15 protein-coding genes are annotated in these 16,695 nt (G+C 73.9%); 7 read left to right on the forward strand and 8 right to left on the reverse strand.

The features are described 5' to 3' along the window. The first annotated feature begins 59 nt into the window (after positions 1-59). Positions 60-791, forward strand: a complete 732-nt coding sequence (locus tag BJ983_RS21600; protein ID WP_179795700.1) for a peroxide stress protein YaaA — start codon at positions 60-62, stop codon at positions 789-791. A 270-nt stretch (positions 792-1,061) separates the two neighbouring features. Here the strand turns inward: BJ983_RS21600 and BJ983_RS21605 are convergent, their stop codons facing one another. Together BJ983_RS21605 and BJ983_RS32470 are read right to left on the reverse strand one after the other, a co-directional pair. Further along, the gene (locus BJ983_RS21605) at positions 1,062-1,871 is read right to left on the reverse strand and encodes a serine hydrolase (protein ID WP_179795701.1); all 810 of its coding nucleotides are present in this window, start codon (positions 1,869-1,871) and stop codon (positions 1,062-1,064) included. Between the two features lie 103 nt (positions 1,872-1,974). After that, a complete protein-coding gene (locus BJ983_RS32470; protein WP_179795702.1) occupies positions 1,975-2,973 on the reverse strand; it encodes a serine hydrolase in 999 nt (332 codons plus the stop codon). A 204-nt stretch (positions 2,974-3,177) separates the two neighbouring features. On the opposite strand from BJ983_RS32470, the gene BJ983_RS21615 reads away from it, so the two are divergent. The 3 genes from BJ983_RS21615 (at position 3,178) to BJ983_RS21625 (ending at position 6,432) form a co-directional block, all read left to right on the forward strand. Further along, entirely contained in the window at positions 3,178-4,512 is a 1,335-nt protein-coding gene (locus tag BJ983_RS21615) for a sodium/calcium exchanger protein (RefSeq protein WP_179795703.1), read from the forward strand. Further along, positions 4,509-5,519 carry a hypothetical protein gene (locus BJ983_RS21620; RefSeq protein ID WP_179795704.1) on the forward strand — a complete coding sequence of 337 codons (1,011 nt, stop codon included), beginning with the start codon at positions 4,509-4,511 and terminating at the stop codon, positions 5,517-5,519. The genes BJ983_RS21615 and BJ983_RS21620 overlap by 4 nt, the downstream gene beginning before the upstream one ends. A 112-nt stretch (positions 5,520-5,631) precedes the next feature. Then, complete coding sequence (locus BJ983_RS21625; RefSeq protein ID WP_179795705.1) at positions 5,632-6,432, forward strand: hypothetical protein; 801 nt, start codon at positions 5,632-5,634, stop codon at positions 6,430-6,432. A 59-nt stretch (positions 6,433-6,491) separates the two neighbouring features. Here the strand turns inward: BJ983_RS21625 and BJ983_RS21630 are convergent, their stop codons facing one another. Genes BJ983_RS21630 through BJ983_RS21645 form a run of 4 tightly spaced genes read right to left on the reverse strand, consistent with a single transcriptional unit; the run spans position 6,492 to position 10,838 of the window. Next, entirely contained in the window at positions 6,492-7,736 is a 1,245-nt protein-coding gene (locus tag BJ983_RS21630; protein ID WP_179795706.1) for an ABC transporter ATP-binding protein, read from the reverse strand. 4 nt (positions 7,737-7,740) lie between these two features. After that, positions 7,741-8,574, reverse strand: a complete 834-nt coding sequence (locus BJ983_RS21635) for an ABC transporter permease subunit (RefSeq protein ID WP_179795707.1) — start codon at positions 8,572-8,574, stop codon at positions 7,741-7,743. 3 nt (positions 8,575-8,577) lie between these two features. Continuing rightward, positions 8,578-9,528, reverse strand: coding sequence for an ABC transporter permease subunit (locus BJ983_RS21640; RefSeq protein WP_179795708.1), 951 nt, complete (start codon positions 9,526-9,528; stop codon positions 8,578-8,580). Further along, a complete protein-coding gene (locus BJ983_RS21645; RefSeq protein ID WP_179795709.1) occupies positions 9,525-10,838 on the reverse strand; it encodes an extracellular solute-binding protein in 1,314 nt (437 codons plus the stop codon). Before BJ983_RS21645 ends, BJ983_RS21640 begins: the two co-directional genes overlap by 4 nt. 209 nt (positions 10,839-11,047) lie before the next feature. Here BJ983_RS21645 and BJ983_RS21650 point away from each other — a divergent pair, with 209 nt between their 5' ends. Both BJ983_RS21650 and BJ983_RS21655 read left to right on the forward strand, forming a co-directional pair. Then, complete coding sequence (locus tag BJ983_RS21650; protein ID WP_343054288.1) at positions 11,048-12,124, forward strand: LacI family DNA-binding transcriptional regulator; 1,077 nt, start codon at positions 11,048-11,050, stop codon at positions 12,122-12,124. Next, a complete protein-coding gene (locus tag BJ983_RS21655) occupies positions 12,121-13,377 on the forward strand; it encodes a DUF4032 domain-containing protein (RefSeq protein ID WP_179795710.1) in 1,257 nt (418 codons plus the stop codon). The genes BJ983_RS21650 and BJ983_RS21655 overlap by 4 nt, the downstream gene beginning before the upstream one ends. Before the next feature lie 70 nt (positions 13,378-13,447). Here BJ983_RS21655 and BJ983_RS21660 read toward each other — a convergent pair whose 3' ends face one another. Beyond that, the gene (locus tag BJ983_RS21660) at positions 13,448-15,085 is read right to left on the reverse strand and encodes an alpha-amylase family glycosyl hydrolase (protein WP_179795711.1); all 1,638 of its coding nucleotides are present in this window, start codon (positions 15,083-15,085) and stop codon (positions 13,448-13,450) included. 267 nt (positions 15,086-15,352) lie between these two features. Here BJ983_RS21660 and BJ983_RS21665 point away from each other — a divergent pair, with 267 nt between their 5' ends. Beyond that, positions 15,353-15,733 (forward strand): HNH endonuclease, encoded by a 381-nt coding sequence (locus tag BJ983_RS21665; protein ID WP_179795712.1) that lies wholly within the window; start codon positions 15,353-15,355, stop codon positions 15,731-15,733. 181 nt (positions 15,734-15,914) lie between these two features. On the opposite strand, the gene BJ983_RS21670 is transcribed toward BJ983_RS21665, so the two are convergent. Then, positions 15,915-16,517: a TenA family protein gene (locus tag BJ983_RS21670; RefSeq protein ID WP_343054289.1), complete on the reverse strand. Its 603-nt coding sequence runs from the start codon at positions 16,515-16,517 to the stop codon at positions 15,915-15,917. Between the last annotated feature and the right edge of the window lie 178 nt (positions 16,518-16,695).

Genomic DNA, 16,695 nt, shown 5'->3' on the forward strand with positions numbered 1-16,695 from the left:
ACGGCGGCGGACGGGCCCCCGGGCCCCGGGTCCGCCCGTGCGGCGGCGATCATGACGGGGTGCTGGTCGTCCTCCCTCCGTCCGAGACCAAGGCGTCCGGGGGCCGCGGCGCACCGCTCGACCTCGACGCGCTGTCCTTCCCGGCGCTGACCGCGACCCGGGCCGAGCTCGTCGACGCCGTCGTCGCCCTCGCCGACGACGTGCCCGCCTCGCGGTCGGCGCTCGGGGTCAGTGAGCGTCAGGACGACGAGATCGAGCGCAACGCCGCCCTGTGGACCTCCCGGACGGCGCCGGCCCTCGCCCGGTACACCGGCGTCCTCTACGACGCGCTCGACGCCCGGTCCCTGACGCCGGGCGCCAAGGGGCGGATCGCGGTCTGCTCCGCGCTGTTCGGGCTGGTGATGGGCACCGACCGAATCCCCGCCTACCGGCTCTCGGCCGACTCCGCACTGCCCGGGTACGGCGGCCTGCGGACCGTCTGGCGGCCGGTGCTCGGCCCCGTCCTCGCCGACCTCGGCGAGCACGTCGTCGACCTGCGCTCCGGCGGCTACATGGCCCTCGCCCCGGCGACCGGTGCGACGACGCTGGACGTGGTCTCGGAGGCCGAGGACGGGTCGCGCAGCACGGTCAGCCACGCCAACAAGTCGTTCAAGGGCCGCGCCGCGCGCCTGCTCGCCTCGACCCGCCGTCGCCCGAAGGACACCGGCGGCGTCCTCGCGGTCCTCGCCGACGCCGGGCTGCGCGTGGAGCAGTCCGACGAGACGTCGCTGGTGCTGGTCGTCCCGCGCTGAGTCTCTCCCCCGTGCCGGCGGAGGGTCGTCGCCGCGAGGGCAGCCCCGGCCGTGCGCCGACCTGCGCCACCTCGGGAAGGGCACCGACCTGGACCGGCGGCCGTCCCGTCGAGTGCCGGTAGCGCGACCGACCGCCTTTCACGTTCTCGTGAAAAGCGGTCGAAGTGTCCGCGCCCGTCGACTCCTCGGCCGGGTCGGCCTCCGGGTCACCTCGGCGTCGGGGTCCGGGGGCAGGCGCGTCCCCGCGCCGCCACCGGCGGCGACCCGTCGTCAGGAACGCAGCTCGGCCAGCACCGCGTCGGTGAAGGGCGGCCAGGCCTCCTTGGACCAGTCGCCGAAGTCGCGGTCGGTGAGCGCCACGCAGGCGGCGCGGACGTCCGGGTCGACCCACAGGAAGGTGCCGGACTGGCCGAAGTGCCCGAAGGTCGACGGCGAGCTGTCGGCGCCGGTCCAGTGCGGCGACTTGTGGTCGCGCAGCTCGAAGCCCAGGCCCCAGTCGTTCGGCTTCTGGTAGCCCAGCCCGGGGAGCACCCCGGTGAGCCCGGGGAACTGCACCGTCGTCGCCTCGGCGAGGGTCTCGGGCGCGAGCAGGGTCGGGGCGAGCAGCTCGCCGGCCACGAGCGCGAGGTCGTCGACGGTGGAGACGGCGCCGTGCCCGGCCGAGCCCTCGAGCGTCGTCGCGCCCATCCCGAGCGGCTCGCACACCGCCTCGTGGAGGTAGTCGGGGAACGCGATCCCGGTCGAGGCCGCGACGTGGTCGGCCAGCACCTCGAAACCGGCCGACGAGTACAGGCGCCGCGTCCCCGGCTCGGCCATCGCCTTGTGCTCGCTGAACGCCAGGCCCGAGGTGTGTGCGAGCAGGTGGCGGACGGTCGCCCCCTCCGGCCCGGCCGGGTCGTCCAGCGAGATCGCCTCCTCCTCGACCGCGAGCAGGACGGCCACCGCGACGAGCGGCTTGGTCACCGACGCCAGCCGGAACCGCCGGTCGGTGGGCCCGTGCGCGGCGGTGCCGGCGTCGGTCACCACCGCGACCGCCACGTGGTCCACCGGCCAGTCGTCCACCCGCGCGAGGCTCTCCACGGCGGCGAACCCTAGTTCCCGACGACGGGGCGGGTCGGCCGACGATGCCGCCTTTCCTGTCCCTGGGTGCATGCAGCGACGCATCGCTTGCACCAGGAGGTGCTCAGACCAGCACGTCCCGCAGCGCACCCACGGCGTCGTCCACCACGGCCCGGGCGGCGGCGTAGCCGAACGGCTGGTTGGAGAGCACGGCGACCACGTAGCGGCCCTCCGGGTCCAGCACGCCCGTGCTGTGCAGGTCGACCGAGCTCTTCAGGCAGCACAGCCAGCCCTGCTTCGCGGCGACCCCCCGCCCGTCCGGGTCGAGCAGTCCGAACGCCTGGTCGAACCCGTCGGAGGCGGTGGCGGGCGCGCGGGACATGGCGCCGAGCAGCAGGTCGCGGTCGCCGGGGGCCATGGTCTCCAGGACGTGGCGGAAGACCGTCGTCATGTCGCGGGCGGAGAGCTGCACCTCGCCCCACTGCGACGGGTCGGCCGGCACCGCGGTGTCCTCCAGGCCGAGCCGCTCGACGACCCGGGTGATCCCCGACTGCCCGCCGAACCGGGTCCACAGGGCGTTCATGGCCGGGTCGTCGCTGGGGCCCAGCGCCGCGCGGACCAGGCGGCGGTCGGCCGCGGTCACCTCCACCCGGCCGGCCGCGCCGCGGTCGAGGAGGTCGATCGCGGTGAGCAGCTTGGACAGTGACGCCGAGTTCATCGCGTCGTCGGCCTCGTCGTTGAGCGCGAGCGCCCCGGTGGACCGGTCGAGCACCGCGATCCCCACGTCGGCACCCCGCCGCGTCACGGTGGCGTCGGCCGCCTCCACCGCGGCCTGCACCGGCGAGGGGCCGGGCGCGGCGGCCGGGACGGGCGGACCGGGGGTCGGCACGCGGGCGGGCGCGGCGACGGCCGTCGGTGCGGGGGCCACCTGCTCGGTCTCGACCGCCGGGTCGAGCAGCCCGAACAGCAGCGGCCCGCCGATCGCGAGGACCGCCAGCACGGTGGTGCCGAGCAGCGCGACCCGGGACCGCGAGAAGCCGGGCGTGCGCGCGGGACGCAGCAGACCCCGCCGTCGGGACGGGCCGGCCCGGTGGCCGCTCCCCGCCCTCCGCGCGCGCGTCACCGTCGCATGATGCGCACCCGCATGTGCCGCTCGTGTGACGGACCGGGCGGAACGTGACGGATCGGACAGCAGGGTCATCGGGATGCTCCGAACGCTCGGAGACGGCCGGGAACACGGTGCCGCACGGCGCGCACCGGGCGAACACCGGGGGTGATCCGGCGTTTCCGGGGGTGGAGCAGGTCGGACTCGGGTAGGGATTCGGACATGCCCGCCCGTACCAGCTCCCCCCTCCTCGTGGCGGGCGCCGTCGCCGTCGCCGTGCCCGGCGTCGCCATGAGCCTGGGGGGTCTGTCGATCTCCCCACCGGTCGACGCGCTGCTCTACGGGCTCGCGATCGTCGGCGCCGCGTTCCTGCTCTCCTGGGCGGCCGAGGCGGCCCAGGTGGACATCTCGGCCGGGTTGGCGATCGCCCTGCTCGCCCTGGTCGCGGTGCTGCCCGAGTACGCCGTGGACTTCGTCTTCACCATCCAGGGCGGCAACGCCTACGCGCAGTACGGCCCGACGTGTCTGCCGCCGGGTTCGGCCGACCAGTCACCCTGCGGCCTCGCCCTCGCCAACATGACCGGGGCCAACCGGATCCTCGTCGGCGTCGGCTGGGCGCTGGTCGTGCTGCTCGCCGCCGTCCGGCTGCGCACCTCGAAGGGCCGCTCCGGGGAGATCGGCGACGGCGGGACCGCGCACCGGGAGGGGCACTCCACCCGCGTCACGCTGCAGCGCACCGACTCGGTGCCGCTGATGTTCCTGCTGCTGGCCACCGTCTACTCGCTCACCCTGCCGCTGCGGGTCAGCATCACGCTGGTCGACCTGGTGGTGCTGGTCGGCATCTTCGTCGCCTACAGCATCCGGGTGGCCCGCGCCCCGGCCGAGGAACCCGACCTCATCGGGCCGTCCGCCTGGATCGGCGAGAAGGACGCGAGCCCCCGCCGTACCTGGTACATCGGACTGTTCGTCCTCGCCGCCGCCATCATCATCGCCTGCGCCGAGCACTTCGCCGACTCCCTGGTGGAGACCGGCACCGAGCTCGGGATCAGCCAGTTCTTCCTGGTCCAGTGGCTCGCGCCGCTGGCCTCCGAGGCCCCGGAGCTGCTGGTCGCGGGCCTCTACGCCTGGCGCCTGAAGACCACCGACGCGCTCGCCACCCTCGTCTCCTCCAAGGTCAACCAGTGGTCCCTGCTGGTGGGCACGCTGCCCCTGGTCTTCGCGCTCGCCGCCGGGTCGCTCAACGGCCTCCCGATCGACGTCGACCAGCGCGAGGAGCTGCTGCTCACCGCCGCGCAGTCGCTGTTCGCGGTGGCGCTGCTCGTCACCCTGTCCATCAGCGTGAAGGGCGCGCTGACACTCCTCGGCCTGTTCCTCGCCCAGTTCCTGCTCGCCGCGTTCCTGCCCACGGCCCTGCAGGAGACCGAGCTGCTCATCCTCTCGGCGGTCTACGTCGTGCTGGCGCTCGTGCTGTTCGTGCGGCAGCGCAAGGCGCTGGCGCAGCTGTTCCGCGACGGGCTGCGCACCCCCTACTCCGAGCTCACGAAGGAGAACGCGTGACGCGGCTGGCCGTGATGTGGGTGCACGGCGTGGAGATCGCCGACGACCGCTTCGCCGACACCTCGATGGACCTGCTCCGCGCGGAGTTCACCCGCATCGCCGGCGTCGACGCGGACGAGGCACTGGTGCTCCGGACGGCGTTCTGGGCGCCGGTCTACGAACGTCGGCAGGACAAGCTCCTGCGGCGGATGGGCGGCCAACAGGCCGAGGGCGTGTTCGACGTCCTCGACGCCCTGGGCGGCGCGACCGACCGCGGCTCGGTGACCGCCCTGCTCGGGCTGGTCGCCTCCGGGCTGGTGCGCAGCCTGCCCGGCAGCCCCGGCTTCCACTTCCCGACGCTGCGCTGGCTGGTGGTGCACTACCTCGGCGACGCCATCAGCTACCAGGCCGGCGCGGTCGACCGCACGCTCTACGACCGGGTGCACAAGGTCCTCGCACGCTCGCTGCACGACCTCGCGACGGAGGCCGGCGACGACGCCCCCGTCTGCGTGCTCGCGCACTCCCTCGGCTCCGTCGTCGCGAGCAACTTCTTCTACGACCTCCAGGCCACGGAGGGGCTGCACCCCGACGGGTCGGCCGGCGTGGCCCCGGAGGTCGCCGCGGAGCTGGGCGACACCCCGGCCGAACGCGGGGAGACCCTCGGCTGGCTCTACACGCTCGGCTCGCCGCTCGCGCTGTTCGCCCAGCGCCACCCCGACTTCGGCACGCCGATCACGGTGCCGCACCCCGAGCTGGACCGGCTGCACCCGCACGTCGGCGGGGAGTGGGTCAACGTCTGGGACCCCGACGACGTCATCGCGGCGCCGATCCGTCCGCTCAACGACGCCTACGCCCGCGCCTGCGTCGAGGACCGCGCCGTCGCGGTCGGGCCGTGGTGGCTCGGCTGGACCCCGCTGGTGCACCCCTTCTACTGGAACGACGTCCGCGTGATCCGGCCGATCGCCACCCAGCTCGCCATGGCCTGGCACCGGCTGCAGGAGGCCCCGGCGCACGTCACGGCGGGGTAACGCCGCAGCCGCCTGCGCCGATCTCCCCCACGCCTCGTCCGCCGGTGGAGGGAACCCGTTCGTCATGTCGCGCCCGCCGCACCGTCGCGGCCCCGGTCGGGTGTCCGTCCAGGTGGCACGACCGGGCGGACCCGGCGGCGACCCCGACCGCGACGGCGCCGAGGGTCCGGCGAGGGGCCGACACCGCAGTCCCGACGCCGAGGGCGGCGCCCCGGTACTCGCGGCCTCCTCCCTGGTGGGCGCGCCGCGGCACCGCCGGGCGCGTCCCGACGGCCCGGACGGCGGAGCCGAGGACGCCGGACCCGCCGGGCTGCCGGCCCGGTCGCTCGCGCGGGTGGAGGCCGCCCAGGAAGCCGCGTCCCGGCCCCGGGCGGTCCGCCCGGTGTCCCCCCTCCCGACGGCGGGTGCGCCCGGGGCGACGGCGGGGGCGCCCGACCCGACGGCGGGGGCGCCCGGCCCGGGCAGCCCGACGGCGCCCGTGCGGCGCGCGACCCCGGCAGCCGAGCCGGCCCGCGACGCTCGACCGGATGTGCCGACCCCGGGCTCGGCGACCCCGGGTCGAGCCCGGGACTCAGCCGCGGCGGACGCCCCGGAGGAGGCCGTCACCGACCTCGTGGTCCGGCCCGGCCGGGGCGCGCTCGCCGACGGGCCCGGCACCGGCCCCGAGCCCGCCGTGCTCGGCGCCGTGGTGTCGGTCGTGGCCCTCGTGGCGGCCGTCGTGGCGGCGGTCGTCGCCGCCCCCGGCGGGTCCCACGTGACCCTGGTCGGGACGCTCGCCGTCGCCCTGCTCGGCACCGCCACGTCCGCGCTCGGCCTGGGCCGTCAGCGCCCCCGGCGGGCCCTCGCGGCCGCGGGCGTGGTGGTCGGTGTCGCGGCGGTCGTCGCCGGCGTGATCCCGCTCCTGGCGCTGTAGCCCGGACAGGACGGTGCCCCGCGGCCCGGGGCCGCGGGGCACCACCCGTCGTCGGGAACTCAGGCGGAGGCGGCCGCCCGCGCCCGCTCGACCTGGGCCTGCCGGTCCTCCCCCGCCTGCCGGGTGAGCTCGGCCCCGGCCTCCGCGTCGCGGGTGAGGTTCTCGCCGCTCTGCGGGTCGAACACGTGGATCTTGCGGGTGTCGAACCAGAACTCCGCCTCGGCGCCCTCCCGGATCCGCGAGGTGGAGTCGATGGAGACGATCGCCTGCGTACGCAGCTGGTCGCCGTCGAGCTCCTGGGCGAGCTCCTTGAGCTTGGCCGCCGCCTCCGGGGACGACTCGTAGGGCAGGTAGGCGTACTGCGAGTCGCCGAGCCACTCGGTCACGTCGACCTGCGCGGTGAACCGCGCGCCCCGGTCGAGCAGCGCCTCGTCGACCAGGGAGGCGTCCTCGAACATCTCCGGCCGCACGCCGACCAGCACGAGGTCCCGGTCCCCGACCTTCGCGGCGCGGGTCTCGTCGAGGGCGATCGTGCCGAACGGCGTCTCGAGCTTCCCGCCCCGCGCCGACGCCGGGAGGAAGTTCATGGGCGGCGAGCCGATGAAGCCCGCGACGAACAGGTTGGCGGGCTGTTCGTAGAGCTCCCGCGGCGAGGCGACCTGCTGGATGACGCCCTTCTTGAGCACGCACACCCGGTCGCCGAGGGTCATCGCCTCGGTCTGGTCGTGGGTGACGTAGACCGTGGTGATCCCGAGCCGGCGCTGCAGTCGGGCGATCTCGGCGCGCATCTGACCGCGCAGCTTCGCGTCGAGGTTGGACAGCGGCTCGTCGAACAGGAACGCGTCGGCCTCACGCACGATCGCGCGGCCCATGGCCACGCGCTGGCGCTGGCCGCCGGACAGGTTGGCCGGCTTGCGCTGCAGGTGCTCGTGCAGTTCGAGGATGCTCGCGGACTGCTCGACCTTCGCCTTCACCTCGGCGTCGGGCGCCTTGGCCAGCCGCAGCGGGAACGCGATGTTCTCGTAGACGGTGAGGTGCGGGTAGAGCGCGTAGTTCTGGAACACCATCGACAGGTTCCGCTCGCGCGGTGCCTTGTCGTTGACCCGCTTCCCGCCGATCACCATGTCACCGGAGGTGATGTCCTCCAGCCCGACGATCATCCGCAGCAGGGTCGACTTCCCGCAGCCCGACGGACCGACGAGAATCATGAACTCCCCGTCGGCGATGTCGAGCGACACGTCGTTCACGGCCGGGAAGCCGTCGCCGTAACGCTTGACGATGTGACTCATCTCGATCGCGGCCATGGTGCTATCCCTTCACGGCGCCGTTGGTCAGACCGGCGACGATGCGCCGTTGGAAGATCAGGACGAGGACGACGACGGGGATGGTCACGATGACGGCCGCCGCCGCGATCGGGCCGGTCGGCGACTCGAACTGCGAGGCCCCGGTGAAGAGGCCCAGTGCCGCCGGGACGGGACGCGAGGCGCTCGTCGAGGTCAGCGAGATGCCGTAGACGAAGTCGTTCCAGGCCAGGAAGAACGCGATGATCGCCGTGGTGAACACGCCCGGGGCGGCCAGCGGCACGATCACCTTGCGGAACGCCTGCCAGGGGGTCGCCCCGTCGACCTGGGCCGCCTGCTCCATCTCCCACGGGATCTCGCGGAAGAACGCCGAGAGCGTCCAGATCGAGATCGGGAGGGTGAGCGAGAGGTAGGGCAGGATCAGCCCGAGCCAGGTGTCGTAGAGCCCGATCTCGCGCCACAGGTTGAACAGCGGCGTGACGATCGAGATCACCGGGAAGATCGCGACGGCGAGCGCGGTCGACAGGATGAGCTTCTTGCCCCGGAAGTCGAGCCGCGCGATCGCGTAGGCCGCGAACATCGCGAGCAGGCACGCGAGCGCGGTCGCGATGAGGCAGATGCCGAACGAGTTGCGCAGCGCCGGCAGGAACAGCTCCGCGGCGTCACCGGTCAGGATCGTCTCGTAGTTCTCGTTCGTCGCGACCGTGGGCAGGAACGACCCGTTGCTGATGTCCGCCGAGGACTTGAACGACAGCGAGACGATCCAGGCGATCGGGAACAGGCAGTAGACGACGATCAGCAGGCCGCCGATCCCCCAGCCGACCTTCTCTCGGATGGACACGACTCACTCCCCTCTTGCCTGGGACAGGTCGACCTTGAAGCCCTTGATGAACAGGCCGCAGATGAGGACGACGGAGATGAACAGCAGGACCGACACCGCCGACCCGAGACCGATCTCGAGCCGCGCGATGGTCTGGCGGTAGGCCAGGAACGAGAGCACCTCGGTGCCGTTGGCACCCGCCGTCATGACGTAGACGGAGTCGAACACCCGGAAGGCGTCGAGGGTCCGGAAGAGGAGGGCGACCATGATGGCCGCCTTCATGTTCGGGATGGTCACCTTGCGCATCCGCTGCCACCAGGTGGCGCCGTCGACCTTCGCGGCCTCCTGCAGCACCTCCGGGACCTGCGCGAGGCCCGCGAGCAGCAGCAGCGAGATGAACGGCGTGGTCTTCCAGATCTCGGCCAGGCAGATCACGAAGATCGCCGACCCGGGGCTGCCGAACCAGTCGGTGTCCGGGGCGAGCCCGACGAAGGAGAACCACGAGTTCACGAAGCCCGAGTCCGGCGCGAACGCGAACTGCCACGCGAAGGCCGAGACCACGGTGATCACGGCGTAGGGGATGAGGATGGCGGCGCGCAGGATCGGCCGGAGCGCCTTGAGCGCCTGGACCATCACCAGCGCGAGGGCGAAGCCGAGCACGAGCTCCACCGCGACCGTCACCACGGTGATCAGCACCGTCACGCCGAACGCGTCCCACCACACCGGGTCGGTGAGGATGACGCCGTAGTTCGACAGGCCGGTGAACGACCGGTTCGCCGGGTCGGTGAGCCGGTAGTCGAACAGCGACTCGTAGAACGCCTGCAGGATCGGGTAGGCGGTGACCAGCAGCATCACCGCGAACGCCGGCCCGGCGAGCAGCCAGGCCAGGCGGGCCTCGGAGCGCGACTTGTCGCTCGCCTGGTGCTTCCCGCCGGCGGCGGCCGGGGCGGCCGGCCGTGCTTCGGTGGTCGTCACAGCAGCCTGTCCTTCCGCAGCACGCCGAGGATCAGGTCCTGGGCCGCCTGGTTGGTCGGGCCGGGGACGATCGCCGCCGGCGGGTGGAACGTCCGCTGGAGCCCGCCGGAGACCTCGGCGTAGTAGGCGGTCTGTGGACGCGGCTTGGCGAGGGTGAGCGACTGGAGGATCACCGGCGCCATCGGGTACTTCGCGAGCACGGCCGGGTCGGAGTAGCTGGCGTAGCGCGCCGACGGGTTGCCGTTGGACTCGAAGTAGTACGCCGTGTTCTGCGCGCTGGTGATGCACTCCGTCGCCGCGTAGGCGAGGTCGGGGTGCAGGCTCGCGTGGCCGACGCCGAGGTTGATGCCGCCGTACGGGGGCGCCGACGGCAGGTCGGGGCGGGTCTGCGGGTAGAGCGTCCAGCCGTAGTCGTCCGGCGTGTTCGCGGGCGCGGTGCCCTCGGAGGCCGCCTTCGTGACCTTGGACCAGACGAACGGCCAGTTGACCATGAACGCCGATGTGCCGCTCTGGAGCGCCTCGGAGTTCGAGTCCTCGTCGGCGGTGGAGAAGGCCGCCGGGGCGGCGGGCGAGTTCGCCAGCTTGCTCATGATGCGCGCGGCCTCGAGGGCCGGCGGGTCGGTCAGCCCGAGCGTGACCAGCTTCGGGTCGGTCTCCTGCGGGTTGGTGATGATCTGACCGCCGCCGGAGCGGACGAGCGCGTTCGTCCAGACCATGAGCGACTCGGCGCGCTTGCCCTGCGCCTCGACCTTCGTGCCCCGCGCGACGGCGGCGTCGATGATCTGGTCCCAGGTGACCGGCTTCGAGAGGTCCAGCCCCATCGCGGCGACCTGCGACTTGCGATACCAGAGCAGCTGCGTGTTCGCCCAGAACGGCACCGTGACCAGCTGCCCCTGCCAGGAGGCGCCCTCGATCGCCGACGGGACGACGCCGTCGCTCACGCGGGCACCGACGCCCGGCGGCACGGGGGCGAGGAACCCGGCCTCGGCGAACTCCGGGATGTACGGCGGGTCGAGGCTCATGATGTCGATCGACGAGTCGTTCGCCGCGAGCCGCCGGACGAGCTCCTGGCGCTGGTCGCCGGAGTCGCGCGGCAGCGTCGAGATCGCGATCGAGTACCGCCCGCCGGCGGCGTCGGTGCACCGCTTCGCGATCTCGGCCTGTCCGCCGTCGTCGGGGTTGATGTACCAGGTCAGCGTCGGCGGACCGGCCGGCCCGCTCGCGCAGCCCGCGAGCAGGGCGAGCACGGAGACGCCCAGGGCGGCCAGGACCGCGAGGGACGGTCTCCGCCGCCGGGTGGGAGAGCGCATGGGCGTGGTCCTCCGGCCTCATCGGGGCCTGTCGTTCGGCACTGTGGAAGCGCTTGCGGTGTGACTGTGGTGACCCAGGTCTCACATGTCAAGCGGTGAGACCGCCCAGGACACTTGAATCGTCACCGAACGGACATGGGGAGCTACGCCCTGGTCCGGTCGGCGTAGTCACACCGGGAGCGCTTGCGGAGTGCCCTAGGCTGCGTGACGTGGCTCACGAACCCCCCGCTCCCGTCGGGCGCCGGGTGGCCGAGGAGGAGCGCCGTGCCGTGGGCTCCGGGGCGAGCCTGGACGACGTGGCGCGGCTCGCCGGGGTCTCCGCGTCCACCGCCTCGCGCGCGCTCAACAACCACCCGCAGGTCGCCGCGGCCACCCGCGAGCGCGTGCTCACGGCCGCGGCCGGCCTGGACTACGTCGTCTCCCCGGAGGCGTCCCGCCTGGCGGGCGGGGCGTCCCGCACGCGCGTCGCGGTGGTCGTGCCGCACCTGTCGCGCTGGTTCTTCGGGCGGCTGCTCGAGGGGCTGGAGGCCGGGCTGCGGGAGGGCGGCGACACGGCCGTCGACGTGCTGCTCTTCCTCGTCGGGGACGTCGCCGGGCGGCGCGCCTTCTTCGAGCACCTCCCGGCCCGACGACGGGTGGACGCCGCCGTCGTCGTCGGCTTCGAGGTCGACGAGGCCGAGCGGGCGCGCCTCGAGCTCCTCGGGGTGCACATCGTCTCGGCCGGCGGGCCGCGCGAGCCGTTCCCGTCGGTCACCGTCGACGACCACCGGGCCGGGCGGCAGGCCGTGGACCACCTCGTGCATCTCGGACACCGCCGGATCGGCCTGCTCGCCTCGCAGGACCCCGACGACCGGGGCCCCGACCTGCGGACCGCGGCCTACCGGGACGCGCTCGCCGACGCGGGACTCGACGTCGACGACGAGCTCGTGGTCCGCGTCCCCTTCGGCGGACCCGGCGGGGCGGACGGGATGGGGCGCCTCCTCGGCCTGCGGCACCCGCCGACCGCCGTGTTCGCCTCCGCCGACGAGATCGCCGCCGGCGCGGTGCGCACGCTGCGCCGGGCCGGGTTGCGGGTGGGCGGCGAGATCTCGGTGATCGGTGTCGACGACCATCCGGTGGCCGAGATGCTGGACCTCACCACCGTCGCGCAGCCCGTCCACGAGCAGGGTGTGGTCGCCGGACGGATGGTCCGGGCGCTGCTGGAGCCGGGCGGCCCGGTACCCGTCGCCTCGCAGGTCCTGCCCACGCACCTCGTCCTGCGCGGCACCACCGGACCGCCCCCGTGAGCGCCCCCGAACTGCGGCTGCGGTCGCCGTCGGTCGCGCTGCTCAACCTCCCCTGGGACGTGCCGCTGGAGTCCTGGGACCCCGCGACGGTGCCGCTGCGGACGCTCGACGTCGGACCCAGCCGACACCTGGTGCGCTTCGTCGTCGCCGACGGGGTGCTCTGGGCGCTCAAGGAGCTCCCGGTCCGGCTGGCCGGCAAGGAGTACGAGGCCCTGCGGCGGATGGAGACGATGGGCCTGCCGACCGTCCGGGCGGCCGGCCTCGTCGTCCGGTCGGTGCCGGAGGACTCCGCGGTCCTGGTGACCCGGTTCCTCACCGGGTCCTGGCAGTACCGGCGCCTGTTCGCGCGGCTGCCCCCGGACCGCGCCGCGCACCGCGCCCGGCTGCTCGACGCCATGGCGGGGCTGCTGGTCGAGCTGCACCGCCACGGGGTGTTCTGGGGCGACTGCTCGCTCGCCAACACGCTGTTCACCCGCGACGGGCAGGCCCTGCAGGCCCACCTCGTCGACGCCGAGACGGCCGAGAGCCACCCCTCGCTCTCCGACGGGCAGCGGCAGATGGACCTCGACATCCTCGTGGAGAACGTGGCCGCCGGGCTGATCGACGTGGCGGCGTCCCTCGGCCGACCGCCGGACATCGAGCCGCGTCTCATCGCAGAGGCACTGAGCGTCCCCGCGCGCTACCAGGCGCTGTGGGACGCGCTGACCGCCGAGCCGCGCTTCGCCTTCTCCGACCGCTACCGGGTCGAGTCCCGGGTGCGGGACCTGGAGGAGCTGGGCTTCGTCGTCGACGAGGTCTCGCTCGTCCCGGACGGCGAGGCGGTGCGCCTGCGGGTCGGCGTCGGGGACCGCCGCTTCCACGCGCAGCGGCTGCGCGAGCTGACCGGGCTCGACGTCGGGGAGGGCCAGGCCCGCGAGCTCCTCGGCGACCTGCAGGCCCACCGGGGCGCGCTGTCCCGGACCTCGGGCCGCGCGGTGTCCGAGGACGAGGCCGCGCCGAGCTGGCTGCACGACGTCCTGACGCCGGGGATGCGCCGCGCGCACGCCGCCGTCGGCCACGTCGGGACGGCGGTGCAGGCGTACTGCGACCTGCTCGAGGTGCGCTGGCTGCTCTCCGAGGCCGCCGGGCACGACGTCGGGACCGACGCCGCCCTGCAGGCGCTCGCCGAGAAGGCGCCGACCGACTCCGCCGCCCGGGCCCTCGTCGCCGACACGCGCTCGGACCTACCGGTGGTCGGCTCCGACCCGGACTGAACGAACGGCACGCTCGCGCGCCCAGATGCTGCGAACGTGCCGCTCGTTCGGGCCGACGTCGGCGGACGGCCTAGTGCGCGGCGAGCCAGACGGCCGTGTCGGGCGGGAGCCGCCGACCGTCGAGCGGGCCGCTCGCGAGCAGCACGCCGTCGTGGTCGGGCAGGTCGACCGTCTCCGCCGACAGGTTCACGACGGCGAGGAAGGCCGGTGATCGTCGGAACGCAAGGACCGCGTCGCCCGGGGCCGACACCCAGTCCAGGTCGCCCTCGCCCAGGGCGGGGTGACGACGACGGATCGCGAGGGCCGCGCGGGCGAGTTCGAGGAACGAGCCGTCGACCCCCTCCTCGACCGAGGCCGCGTAGTCGGCGAACCAGCCGGGCTGGGGCAGCCAGGGGGACGCCCCGCCGTCGGGACCGAAGCCGAAGCTCGACCCGGTGGGCGTCCAGGGGATCGGCACCCGGCAGCCGTCGCGGCCGCGCTCGGTGTGACCCGAGCGCTCCCAGGTCGGGTCCTGCAGGGCCGCCTCGGGGATGTCGTCGACCTGCGGCAGCCCGAGCTCCTGGCCCTGGTAGACGTACATGCCGCCGGGCAGCGCGGTGTAGAGCAGGAACGCCGCGCGGGCGCGCCGGACACCGAGCTCGACGTCCACCGGGTCGGCCTCGTCGAACGTGGCGTTGCCGTGCCGCTCGACGGTCGGGCGGCCGTAGCGGCTCGGGGCGCGGACCACGTCGTGGTTCTCGAGCACCCAGGTCGCGGGCGCCCCCACCGCACCGAGGAACCGGGTGCTGGTGTCGATCGTCCCGCGCAGCGCGGCCGGGTCCCACGGGGCGACGAGGTAGTCGAAGTTGAACGCCGTGTGCAGCCGGCCGGCCCCGACGTAGCGGGCCAGCCGCTCCGGGCCCGGCGTCCACGCCTCGGCGACGAACATCCGGGCGCCGTCGTAGGAGTCGGCGATCCGGCGCCAGGACTCGTAGATCGCGAGGACGCCGTCGCGGTCGACGTACGGGTGCTCGCCGGGGCCGGTGGTGAAGCCGACGAAGTCGGTCGCGTCCGCGAGGTCGGGCAGGGCCGGGTCCTTGACCAGGCCGTGCGCGACGTCGATGCGGAAGCCGTCCACCCCGCGGTCGAACCAGAAGCGCAGCACGGACTCGAACTCGGCGTGGACCTCGGGGTTGTCCCAGTTCACGTCCGGCTGCCCGGGGTCGAACAGGTGCAGGTACCACTGCCCGTCGTCGACCCGGGTCCACGCCGGCCCACCGAAGTGCGAGAGCCAGTTGTTCGGCGGCTCGGCACCGTCGGGCCCCCGACCCTCGCGGAACACGAACCGGCTCCGCGCCGCCGACCCCCGGCCGGCCGCCAGGGCCTCGACGAACCACGCGTGGTGGTCGGAGAGATGGTTGGGGACGATGTCCGGGACGATCCGCAGCCCGTGCTCGTGGGCCTCGGCGATCAGCTTCTCCGCGTCGGCGACCGTGCCGTAGGCGGGCTCGGTGGTCCGGTAGTCGGCGACGTCGTAGCCGGCGTCGACCTGCGGCGAGGCGTACCAGGGGTTGATCCACAGCGCGTCGACCCCGAGGTCGCGCAGGTAGGGCAGCCGGTCGCGGAGGCCGGCGAGATCCCCGATCCCGTCGCCGTCGCCGTCGGCGAAGCTGCGGATGTAGACCTGGTAGATGACGGCGTCGCGCCACCAGAGTGCATCGGTCGTCACGCTGACCCAGCCTACGGGGCTCACCCGGCCGGGCCGCAAGCGCTTGCAGTGGACGATTCCGGCGTCTGTTGCCGTGGCGGCGGAGCGCCCGCGATGACGAAGGCACGTCGTCCGCCGGATGCGTGCAGGACCTCCCGAAGATCAACAGGCGCTCATCGGTCTCGCGGCCGGTCCGCGGGACCGATGAGGGCCTGTTGATCTTCGGGGCGGGACGCCCGGACCCGCAGCACGGGCGATCTTCGCGACCGAGGGGCATCCTGGAGATCGATGCAACCCGGTCGTTCCCAGCGCCTCACCGCCGCGCACGCGCGCGACGGCGCGAGCTGCGTGTGGTGTGCCCGCCCGCTCGACACCCGCGTCCCCGCCACCACCGACCACGTCATCCCGAAGGTCAAGGGCGGCCCGTCGTGGTTGGAGAACGAGGTCGCGGCCTGCCGGCGGTGCAACGGCGAGCGTGGGCACCGCGGGGTGGTCGACTGGCTCGAGGAGTGCGAGCGACGCGGCTGGTCACCGGACGTCGACCGGCTGGTCCGGGTGCTCGACGCCCTCGCGGCCGCCATCGACGTCCGCGGCGGCCAGCGCCGGGCGCGCCCGCACCTCGACGCGCAGCGTCGTCGCCTGGCGAAGCGGAGCCCGTCGGCGGCGTGAGCTACGCGCCGTCGAGAGTCACACCAGGCAGCCCGCAGCGCCCCGGAACCTGCCTCACGTGAACCTCGCCGAGGGGCGGGTCGGCATGCACCCCCACGCTTCGCCGAGAGTCACACCAGGCAGCCCGCCGCGCCGGAAAGCATGCCTGACGTCAACCTCGCGGAACGGGCGGGCGGCCACGTCAGCCGTAGGCCGCCTCGAAGAACGCCAGCTCCAGCTCGACCGCGCGGGCGAACGCCGGCTCGTCGGCGCCGACCCGGTCGACCTCGTCACGCAGGAACCCCACCCAGGCCGCGAACGCCGGACCCCGGTGCAGCTCGACCCACTCGGCGTACAGCCAGTCGGACGGCGCGTCCCCGAGGCGCTCGGCCCAGTCGAGGTAGAGCCATTCGGCGACCAGCAGCACCGTCATGACGGTCGGGTAGTCGGCCGAGCGGCGGGCGTCGTCCATCAGCGTGAGGAAGCCGGCCGTCGGGTCGGCGGGCGTCGCGGGCCCGGTCACGCCGAGCCGGGCCAAGGCGCGGGTGAAGTAGTCGTCCTCGTCGCCCGCGACCAGCCCGAGCTGGCGGGCCACGACCATCCGCGGCCCCGGACGGTCGGATGCGGCCACCGCCGCCCCGAGGAGGGCGACGAACGCGTCGAGGAACAGCGCGTCCTGGGCCAGGTAGCGGGCCAGCACCGCGTCGTCCACGGTCCCGGCGCCGAGCTCGTCGACGAATCGGTGCCCGACGGCCGCCTCCCACGGGGAGGCGTGCCGGCGGCGGAGTTCGGCGCTCGTGACCACGCGGCGAGTCTGACGAGGGGGCGATCCTCCCGCTGGATGACAGCAACGACGCTTCGCTGCCACGGACGTGGGGGCGACGGACATGCGAACGGCCCGGACACCACCGTGGGGGCGACGGTGGTGCCCGGGCCGATCATGCGTCCTCCTCGACGAGGGAGCGTGCGAGGAGGAGAGGTCC

This window comes from Actinomycetospora corticicola, assembly GCF_013409505.1.
In the GTDB taxonomy this organism is placed as follows: domain Bacteria; phylum Actinomycetota; class Actinomycetes; order Mycobacteriales; family Pseudonocardiaceae; genus Actinomycetospora; species Actinomycetospora corticicola.